We start from the raw sequence: 10306 nt of genomic DNA on the forward strand, positions 1-10306 counted from the left end.
TCTGACTCCTCTAATGATGAAACTCTTTTCCAAATTCGCTTCATCATAAGGAATTCAGATTCCTTTTACTTCTTTTCTTATGTCGAACTCACGTTCGTTTAGTTTGCCAGTGTAGGTTTGCTGGTTATGTAGTGCTTCTCTCGCTTGGGGTTGAAGCGTGACTTTGCGAGTTCCTGCCTCCGCCTACCAATGCCAATAAAAAACTAGCTGATTAGTCAGTTTGTAAACTATTGATCTATATGAATGTTATTTTAGATGCTTGCTAGCTTCATGCATTCGACGGCAGCAAGGCCCGAGAGAAGAATGGCTTAAAGAGCGAAAAAATAAGCTAATTTACTAGATTTCGCGAAACCTCGAGATCCGCAAGAATCTGCATAAGTCCTCGCGAATATGCGGGAGCTGGTAAGAAAAAAATCAACCGAGAGTGGTTGACCTTATCAGCTTCTAAGCGCTGGCAGTTGCTCGTCTTTTGGCACAAACTTTAGAGCAATCCCGTTATTACACCAGCGTTCTCCACGTGGAGGCGGGCCATCACTAAATACATGGCCTTGATGACCTCCACAGCGCACACAGTGATATTCCGTACGTGGCCAGATCATCTTGAAGTCAATTTTAGTCGCTACATGCCCGGCAATAGGTTGGGTAAAGCTTGGCCAGCCTGTCCAGCTTTCGTATTTATTTGCGCTTTCAAACAGTGGTAGATAACAGGCGGCGCAAATAAAAGTGCCTTCACGGTCCTCATAAACCAGATTACTGGATTCTGGGCGTTCGGTCTCTTCTTCAAACAGTATTTGATAAGCCCTGGATGAGAGTAATTTTCGCCATTCTTCATGTGGTTTGTTGAGGGGCGTAATAGGGTTGATTGCTTCTCCAACCACTTGTGCGCGAAAGCATGCGGGAATCAGCGGAAACACGGCTGCCAGGGCGAGCGTTTGTAACAGAGTGCGTCGTTTCATTAAATCTTATCCAAATCAACAAGGGTATTGGTGAACTGACTTTTGTAGCTCTTATCACCATGAGTTTATTTGTTACGTTTGTAGGTTACTACTGAAAATCATAATAGTAACCTACAAACAAATTTTGATAGTTGAAATACGGAATAATCGATTGTTTCAATTATAATTTATTCAAAAGTGCTTTGGCTTCAACTGCTAATACATTATCGCTTTTTAGCAACCTGCTGGAAATATGTATTAATCTTTCATCACTTAACAAATACCAGATCGGCAAGCTATCTTTATGACAAAGCAATGCTTCGACAGAGCAAAAGAGCTGATAGATGCGGCAAATAGTGAAGACCCGAACAGGGAAATCAGCGAAGGGAAAGATTGGCCGAAAGAGCTGCTTTACTCACGTCGCATGTCAGACATGCTCGAGCGCTATGCACCCGATGCCGATGATGCCATGAAACTGGCGGTGAGTGCTCAACACATCCAACGCTGGAAATCGCCACGCAGCGATTATCCGATGAATCGCAAAGGCTATCATCAATGGCGTGCTGGGCTATACAAATTTCATGCCGACACAGTTGCTGATTTGCTCGCAAAGGCTGGATATGAAGCTGAATTTATTGCGCGTGTAGCACAGGCCGTTGGGAAGAAATCGCTTAAGACCAATCCGGATACCCAACTATTGGAAGATGTTGCCGGGCTGGTTTTCTTCGAACACTACCTGCTTGACTTCGCTGGTAGACACCCTGAATACGACGAACAGAAGTGGCTTATTATTATTCGCAAAATTTGGAACAAGATGTCCGTCCGGGCTCATCAATATGCACTCGCTGGACACATCAAATTTTCAGATTCACTGGCTGCGATAATCCAGAAGGCAGTATCTGAATAATACAGGGTTCTGTTGCAGTAGCAAATTTGCAGGTTCTTAAATTGATTATTTGATCATCTGATCTGATAAGGTGAATCTTCTTCCATAGCAGATGCTGTGATTTAGATTATGTTGCTATTTCCCGAGCAATCGCTTTTCTTGTGGGAAACGTGGACTAAAGTCACCCTCGACACGCTTTTCCTGACTGGCTTTGCCTTTCTTCTTCCTTGCGTGCCCTGCGATTGATAGGCAACAAAGGAACCGGAACTAACAACGCTTGTTGCTGCCAAATGAACATAAGCTTTTGAATTTTTGATCGTTTGTTAATGTGTTTGACGCTCTATCCGCTTTCTAGTATTTTCATTTCTAATGGAAAATAGTATTTATTTTTTCCTGTAAGCTGCGTGCCGGCATGAAGAATTTGTTGGCATCTTCGAGAAGGCTCGTCCGCTTTAAACAAGCAGTCACGCTTAAGAGGAGAGACGATAATGCAACTGGGTATGATCGGTCTTGGACGAATGGGTGCCAACATGGTGCGGCGCCTGATCAATGGCGGCCACGAGTGCGTGGTATTCGACGTGTCGCCGGAAGCAGTGGAGGAACTGGTGAAGGAGAAAGCCATTGGCGCCACGTCAATGGCCGATCTTGTGAAGAAGCTCGCGAAGCCGCGGGCGGTGTGGCTGATGGTCCCTGCGGCGGTGGTAGATAAGACGATCGCAGACCTGCTGCCGTCGCTGGATCCGGACGATATTCTGATCGACGGCGGCAATTCACACTACGTCGATGATATCCGCCGCGCAAAAGAACTCGCTGCCAAACGCATCCACTACGTGGATGTGGGTACGAGTGGTGGGGTTTGGGGCCTGGAGCGCGGGTACTGCATGATGATCGGCGGCGAGTCCAAGGTGGTCAAGCACCTTGATCCGATCTTTGCTTGCTTGGCGTCCGGCCGAGGAAACGACATCCCGCGCACGCCCGGTCGCGAGCAGATCGGTGGTACGGCGGAACAGGGATACCTGCACTGCGGACCGAACGGGGGCGGGCACTTCGTCAAGATGGTGCACAACGGTATCGAGTACGGCCTAATGGCTGCGTATGCCGAAGGGCTGGGAATACTGCGCCACGCCAACATCGGCAAACACGAGCACGTGGTTGATGCCGAGACGACGCCACTGCGCGACCCTGAGTATTATCAATATGACTTTAATCTGCGTGATATTGCCGAAGTGTGGCGGCGCGGCAGCGTTATTGCTTCGTGGTTGCTCGACCTGACAGCGGCAGCGCTGGTCGAAGATGCCGATCTGAAGCAGTTCACCGGACGGGTGTCCGATTCCGGCGAAGGGCGCTGGACGATCAAGGCGGCGATTGACGAAGCCGTGCCGGTGCCGGTGCTCTCCACTGCACTCTATCAACGCTTCAGTTCGCGTGGCGAGGCGGATTATCAGGACAGATTACTCTCGGCGATGCGCCTCCAATTCGGCGGTCACCTAGAGAAACCAGGGAAGTGAGGCACTAGTCATGAACGGCCTCCATTCCGACGCGCTGGTCTTCTTCGGTGCAACGGGCGACTTGGCCTACAAGAAGATTTTCCCATCATTGCAAGCTATGGTGAAGCGCGGCAACTTGAACGTGCCGGTGATTGGCGTGGCTAAGTCCGGGTGGACGCTTGAGCAGCTGTGTGCGCGTGCTCGGGAGAGTATCGAGAAGCACGTCGGTCTCGATGCTGCAGCTTTCGACACGCTGTCGGGGTTGTTGCGCTACGTAGACGGTGACTACAACGATGCGGCCACCTACCAGGCCATCCGCAAAGAGCTGGGGTCGGCACTACGACCGATGCACTACCTCGCCATACCGCCTGCGCTCTTCGGAACAGTAGTCGAACAACTCGCCAGGGCCGGCTGCACCAATGGGGCGCGCGTCATCGTGGAGAAACCGTTTGGGAGAGACCTGCCGTCCGCACAGGCGCTCAACCACATTCTGGGGAAGACGTTTACCGAAGAAGCGATCTTCCGCATCGACCATTACTTGGGCAAGCGGCCAGTGCACAACATGGTGTTCTTCCGATTCACGAACGCGCTGTTAGAGGCGTTCTGGAACCGGACCCACGTCGAGAGCGTGCAGATCACCTTGGCAGAGAGCTTCGGGGTCCAGGGTCGGGGCGCATTCTACGACCAGGTCGGCACCATCCGCGATGTGGTGCAAAATCACCTCTTCCAGGTGTTGACCAATCTGGCGATGGAACCGCCGGTGCGCACTGACAGCGAGTCGATGCGCGACGAGAAGGTGAAGGTATTGAAGGCCATTCCGCCGATTGAAGCGACGAACCTGGTTCGCGGGCAGTTCCGTGGGTACCGGACGGAGGCCGGCGTGGCGCAGGACTCGCAGGTCGAGACGTTCGCAGCCTTGCGTCTTGAGGTCAATTCGTGGCGCTGGCAAGGAGTGCCGTTCTACATCCGCGCGGGCAAGTCGTTGCCCGTGACATGCACGGAGGTCCTGGTGCGCTTGCGCCGACCACCGACAGTCTTTCCGACCTGTAATCCAGAGGGAAACTACTTCCGTTTCCGTGTCAGTCCCGACATCACCGGCGCCTTCGGCGTGACGGTGAACGACCCGAAAGAGAAGATGGTCGGTCAGCAAATCGAGTTGCTGGCGAGTCGTTACCCCAGCGTCGAGCAAGTGGATGCCTACGAACGCCTGCTCGACGACGCCATGCAGGGCGATGCCACGTTATTTGCGCGCGAGGACTATGTGGAAGAGGCGTGGCGCATCGTTGATCCCGTCCTGAAGGCGATCACGCCGGTGTACGAATACGAGCCGGGAACCTGGGGACCGGCAGAGGTCGATCAGCGCGTCGTGCCACCCGGAGGATGGCAGAATCCGGTAGTCACCGGCTGAGATTTCCGGCCGAGCAGACATGAATTATCAAATTGCTGATCGAGAAAGTCATTGTTTCGCCCAACGACCTTGAGATGCTATTGCGCGGGCTTACTATCATTCGAAAAATTTGGAACAAAATGTTCATCCGGGCTCATCGGCATGCACTCGCTGGGCCCATCAAATTTTCAAATTCACTGACTGCAATAATCCATAAGGTAGTATCTGAATAATACAGGGTTCTGTTGCAGTAGCAAATTTTCCCCCAAGTCGTTCCGCCATGTAGCAATAATTGCTAATCGGAATAGTTGTCCAGACTTTGAATTATAGAGTTATGCATCAATATTTCATCGTTTAGGAATTTACAATTGAATTTACAATTAAATAGATTCTTTTTCAATCTACGAGGTAATAACTATGAATACGCTCATAACTTGGTTAATGAGTTCCTGTGTTTTAATAAGTAGTAGAAAATTGAAGGGACTAGCATATGTTTTTATAGTTGGAACGCTCTTGCTCAATACAGTATCCGCCTTTGCGGAACATCGTGCCGTTAATGTTAGCATTGGGGGTACTGGAGGGGCTGTTGATTCTGCCTCTGAACACAAAGTTCGCAAAGTTATCGGGCATGCGTTTACGGATGGAGCTGTCGATACTCTGTATGTATATAGCCCTAGAGCAGGAGGGCCTATTTTTATAGAAGGTGGCTTGTCTTTATGTGCAGAGGCGGGTTTTAGTGCAACAACAGAAAAATTCAATAATTTTATACATAAGCTAAACTCTATTCATCCTCCATCTGGTACTTTCTATAACGTAGAATTAACTAAAGCTTGTGAACCTATTGATGTAAGCCAACCACAAAGTTGTGGCGGAATCCAGGGGAAACAATGTGCAAGCACTCAACAATACTGTGATTTCGGTATCGGTCATTGCAAGATTGCCGACGGAGAGGGTACCTGCAAGGACAAACCTACAATTTGTACAGAGCAGTATGAACCAGTCTGTGGTTGCGATGGAATAACCTATGGTAATGCTTGCCACGCAGCATCAGAAGGTGTCTCCATTGATTATGTGGGTGAATGCAAACCATCTGAGTCATAAGCCTGAGGCGGAATTGCGGGAATGAAGTGCCCGCCGACAAGAGCTTTTAGTTACAAGTTATTTATTCTTTAAAATAAAAGCACCACCCTTCAAAACGCCCTCGGTCTAACTAACGTTGGGCGTTTTGCTTTCTTTATGAATTGAATTTTATAAGGAGCACAATTTTCCTTAATAAACTGCTTCATCTTGTCCTCACAAGCTTGCCATACGCTGGTTTTTTTTCGTCCAAATTTTGCAGATAATCATGATCACAGGTGTTAATAAGTCAGTAATTTCTCAGGTGTGAATAAAAATTATTAATTTATTAACTAAAGCTAACAATCAAGCACTTGATTGGTCCGTTTGTAATCCATTGATTTTTATTGTCTAAGAAATTATTACTTGCTAAGTTCACTCTTGAACATAGGGTAAGGGTTGTGACATGGCTCAACACAGTTTTATGACGTAGTCTTTTCATATGTCATAAATCTAATTGATAACCATTACCATTCGTAATAGACTTGTAATGACTACTACTAATGCGGAGTGATTGCAATGTATTTTCGATTTCTTGTTACAACATCTATATTGAGCTGCATGAGTGTACTATTTATGACGCACGTGTTTGCAGATCAATCTAAATTAAGTATTGAACAAATTAGAAATCTGCCGATTATGCAATCGCTAGGGCACAAAATATTCTTCGATACCAATTTATCGAATCCGCCAGGACAGGCATGTTCTAGCTGTCACGATCCTAAAACAGCTTTTTCAGATCCTGATTTAGATTTGCCTGTTTCAAGAGGGGCAGTAGAAGGGAAGACAGGCACTATTAATGCACCGATTGTAATGTACACAGCGTTTATCCCCGCTTTTCATTTTGATTCTGAAGAGAGTTTGTTTATCGGGGGACAGTTTTTAGATGGGCGCGAAACTACTTTAGAAGAACAAGCAAAAAAACCTTTCCTTAACCCGGATGAGATGAATAATCCAGACAAAGCCAGCGTAATTGAAAAAATTAGAAATGCTTCGTATGCTGCCGAATTTAAGCTGGTTTTTGGGCAGGACGCGCTAGATGATGTTGACAAAGCCTATGATTATGTTGCTTCTGCGTTAGCAAGTTTCGAACGTAGTGCCATTCTTAGCCCTTTCACTTCTAAGTATGACTATTACTTGGCTGGTGCGGTGAAATTATCAGAACAAGAGGAACGTGGGTTACAGCTTTTTGAGGCTAAAGACAAAGGAAATTGCGCAGCTTGCCATCCTAGTAGACCTATTGATGGAAGACCGCCTTTATTTACAGATTTCACCTACGATAATTTAGGTATCCCCTCTAATCAGAAGCTTCTAGAAGCTAAAGGGGCAGATTTTGTTGATATTGGTTTAGGAAAAACAGCTAAAGACGACACGGATAATGGTAAATTTAGAGTACCAACCTTACGCAATATTGCGAAAACAGCGCCTTACATGCATAACGGTGTGTTTACTAGCTTAAGAGAAGCAGTTGATTTTTATAACACGCGGGATATTGATGGAAAATGGCCTAAACCAGAAATTGCAGCAACTATGAACACTGAGGAATTAGGTAATCTAGGTTTATCTGATCAAGAAGTAGATGATATTGTTGCTTTTATGAGGACCCTAAGCGATGGTTACGAATCAGGTGAACATGCAAAGATCGAGTCGGCAGGCGCCATAAACTTACCTTATGTGCGTATTGAAGGGCAAGATGTTGCTAGCAAGATATACTCTGTTCGAATGGAACAAATTACCGCAGAGCAAAACTCTCCCCTGTATCATGTGACTCAACTTAAGGAGTTATCTTTAGCTGATGATGTTTATCTTAATGACATCCCATACTATTCGTTAGATACAGGTATATTAGAAATTCCAGCTATTAAAAAAGAACATGAGAATGGTAAACAATCAACTTATGTCGCACAGTTTAAACAGACAACCCCTAATGGGAATTTAGTCTTTGAGCTAGGCTATTATAAAGAGTGGCAGTGAAAAACTAGAGCGCTAGTCTCTTCCAATATGAAAAGAGATTATTCCATCACCGATAATCCGATGCGCTCTACCATGGTGCATGATTTCGAAAATATCCAACATCATATGTCTCTGGAAGGTATTGGCACTGTCATTAATCTTGGTTTGTGTGGCACATCTTCATCAGTTAGTCCTTTTCTGGAAAATTATCTTCCTGCGACCTATTTGCGGCACTATTTGCCGCTTGCGATCCTTAATGTAAATGAGCGTTCTGTACTTGGCCACCTCAGTTCTGCTGCTGGCCGCTGTTTGAGAACGTTGCGTATCCACTTATCGTGGATCATATCAGTCCAGCGCGCCCGGTATAAATCCGTCAAAGCCAGTCGCATCAGGAAATCGCGTAATGGTGCTGGATAAAGTATGCACGCGTCGTAGATGACAGTGAAGTGCGAACTCATTCATTCGTACCCTATCTTGAGTACTTGAGCTTGTTCGGCCAGTTCATCAAGGGTTTTGCTGCGTTCTGCATCGATTCGCTCTTTGTAAGCAATTACATCCTGGTAGCGGACGCGGCGGTGTGTGCCGATCTTGTGGAATGGGATCTCTCCACGTTCTAGCAGCTGCACAAGGAACGGACGCGAAACGTTGAGTACATCCGCTGCTTCTTGAGTAGTGAGTTCAGCGTGAATCGGAATGATGCTGACCGCATTGCCTTCACCGATTTCAGTCAGAACATCTACGAGCAGTCGCAGCGCTGACACTGGCACGCGAACTGGATGGGTGGCACCTTTGTCGTCGACGATTTCGATCTGTTGGGTTTCTGCCCGGGTCTGCAAGTAGGCAGATAGTGCCCGGCCGCTTTCGCGAGCAACAGCAACCTCTTCGGCCGTTGGCAACGAGTGTGGGGGTGAGAGTGTAGTTATAGCAGTCTCCTGATAGATTCAAGCAGCATCATGAGAACAAATGTAATCGAAATAAGCGAAAATTCAAAATATTCGAAACAAAATGCTCTAGGAGTAGCTTGAACTTGAGACACCCAAATAAACACCCATTTACACTCAATCTGTCGTCAAGTCACCATAATGCTTGATTCATAAGCTGAGCAGCACCTTTATAGAACCTTGCTAACCCATTGAGAAGGAAACTAAAATGGAAGTAGTTCACCTCAACCAGAAGCAATTGACTGCTTGTTGGCACAGCAGCGAGGCAATCCTCGAACACCGACGTAGCAGGGGAATCGGTCCAAAGTTCCTGAAGTTGGGCGGTCGCGTACTCTACCACCAGGTTGACATCGAGACTAATGAAGAATCGTGCTTGTCCATTTCAACTGGCGTCAGCTTGTCGCTGACGCCAGTTGAAATATATGCCGTATTGCCAGTAAACTTTCACCTTCAGATAACTTCAGGAATTCTCCCATGAACATGTTCACTCCAGGTCTTGATTACCTTCGAATAAACCTATGAGCAACGAGAGCAACAATTTGAGACTGGCAGTACTGATTGATGCAGATAACACCTTCAAGGTGATTGACCTCATTGATGAATTGTTCGAGGAAATATCAAAATTTGGAGATGCGAGTGTCAGACGTATTTATGGTGACTGGACACAAAATCAACTGAGCCGTTGGAAGGAAATTCTGCCTAAACACGCCATTCAACCCGTTCAGCAATATGCTAACACCAAAGGCAAGAATGCAACGGATAGCGCGTTGATTATTGACGCCATGGATCTGCTCTACACAGCTCCACTGGATGGTTTTTGCATCGTTTCCAGCGATAGCGATTTCACTAGACTAGCAATTCGATTCCGCGAATCCGGTAAACTGGTCTACGGATTTGGTGAGAAAAAAACACCAGAATCGCTGCAAGCCGCCTGCAATGAATTCAAATATTTCGAAATTCTCTCGCAAAACAAACAGGTCGAAAGTGAAAACAGCCTTTCGACACAAACGGAAGACATTTCTAGCAAATCCAAAGCAAGCTCGAAAAAGAAAACCACAAAATCTGTGACATCTTCGAGTGAAGCTGCAGCCACACCCGACACCAAGAAAAGCTCCAGGGAGCTGGCGATGGATACCAAACTGGTATCACTGATCCGTTCTGCAATTGAAGCGCTTTCCGATGAAGACGGCTTTGCTCACATGGGTGAGGTGAAAAAACATATTGTGAAGAACTTCTCGGCATTCGACTCGCGCAATTATGGATACGCAAAATTCAGCGACCTCATCAAAACTATTGGTTTGTTCCAAGTAGACACTCAGAATCAACGTATTAAGGATAAAAGAAAAAAGTGAGCGAGACCCTGGTTTTCTGTATCGCTCATAAGCTGTTTCCTTCGCCTACTAATACTAATAAAAAACTAATTGATTAGTCCGCTTTTAACTTATTGATGTTTAACAATGTTATTTTAGTCAATTGCGGATTTCACACATTTGTTGGTAGCGACACTATAGCTGATCCCATATAAAATGATTTAAAGTGCATAAGCGGTAAAGAGCTGCTCGATGGAGCATCCTTCCTTTTTTCTGATTGTTTTGGCCTGG

Annotated in this window: 10 protein-coding genes; 8 read left to right on the plus strand and 2 right to left on the minus strand. The window is 46.5% G+C overall.

What is annotated here, in order from left to right; translation table 11 throughout:
- Nucleotides 1-437: 437 nt before the first annotated feature.
- Nucleotides 438-956, minus strand: coding sequence for a peptide-methionine (R)-S-oxide reductase MsrB (gene msrB, locus BLV54_RS13340; protein WP_090572129.1), 519 nt, complete (start codon nucleotides 954-956; stop codon nucleotides 438-440).
- 283 nt (nucleotides 957-1239) lie between these two features.
- Between msrB and BLV54_RS13345 the strand changes: the two genes are divergently transcribed.
- The 6 genes from BLV54_RS13345 (at nucleotide 1240) to BLV54_RS16225 (ending at nucleotide 8181) form a co-directional block, all read left to right on the plus strand.
- The gene (locus BLV54_RS13345; RefSeq protein ID WP_090572130.1) at nucleotides 1240-1842 is read left to right on the plus strand and encodes a DUF4202 domain-containing protein; all 603 of its coding nucleotides are present in this window, start codon (nucleotides 1240-1242) and stop codon (nucleotides 1840-1842) included.
- Between the two features lie 467 nt (nucleotides 1843-2309).
- Nucleotides 2310-3329, plus strand: coding sequence for a phosphogluconate dehydrogenase (NAD(+)-dependent, decarboxylating) (gene gnd / locus BLV54_RS13350; protein WP_090572131.1), 1020 nt, complete (start codon nucleotides 2310-2312; stop codon nucleotides 3327-3329).
- A 10-nt stretch (nucleotides 3330-3339) separates the two neighbouring features.
- Entirely contained in the window at nucleotides 3340-4716 is a 1377-nt protein-coding gene (zwf, locus tag BLV54_RS13355) for a glucose-6-phosphate dehydrogenase (protein WP_090572132.1), read from the plus strand.
- 453 nt (nucleotides 4717-5169) lie between these two features.
- Nucleotides 5170-5796, plus strand: a complete 627-nt coding sequence (locus tag BLV54_RS16530; RefSeq protein ID WP_218132405.1) for a Kazal-type serine protease inhibitor family protein — start codon at nucleotides 5170-5172, stop codon at nucleotides 5794-5796.
- Nucleotides 5797-6387: 591 nt separating this feature from the next.
- Nucleotides 6388-7785, plus strand: coding sequence for a cytochrome-c peroxidase (locus BLV54_RS13370; protein ID WP_218132406.1), 1398 nt, complete (start codon nucleotides 6388-6390; stop codon nucleotides 7783-7785).
- A gap of 27 nt (nucleotides 7786-7812) precedes the next feature.
- On the plus strand, nucleotides 7813-8181 hold the full coding sequence (locus BLV54_RS16225) for a hypothetical protein (RefSeq protein ID WP_176969777.1): 369 nt from the start codon (nucleotides 7813-7815) through the stop codon (nucleotides 8179-8181).
- A 41-nt stretch (nucleotides 8182-8222) separates the two neighbouring features.
- On the opposite strand, the gene BLV54_RS13380 is transcribed toward BLV54_RS16225, so the two are convergent.
- Entirely contained in the window at nucleotides 8223-8531 is a 309-nt protein-coding gene (locus tag BLV54_RS13380) for a helix-turn-helix domain-containing protein (RefSeq protein ID WP_256329496.1), read from the minus strand.
- 382 nt (nucleotides 8532-8913) lie between these two features.
- Between BLV54_RS13380 and BLV54_RS13385 the strand changes: the two genes are divergently transcribed.
- Entirely contained in the window at nucleotides 8914-9183 is a 270-nt protein-coding gene (locus tag BLV54_RS13385) for a hypothetical protein (RefSeq protein WP_218132407.1), read from the plus strand.
- 40 nt (nucleotides 9184-9223) lie between these two features.
- Entirely contained in the window at nucleotides 9224-10057 is an 834-nt protein-coding gene (locus BLV54_RS13390; protein ID WP_090572136.1) for an NYN domain-containing protein, read from the plus strand.
- The last annotated feature ends 249 nt before the right edge of the window (nucleotides 10058-10306 follow it).

The organism is Nitrosomonas sp. Nm33, from assembly GCF_900107265.1.
GTDB lineage: Bacteria > Pseudomonadota > Gammaproteobacteria > Burkholderiales > Nitrosomonadaceae > Nitrosomonas.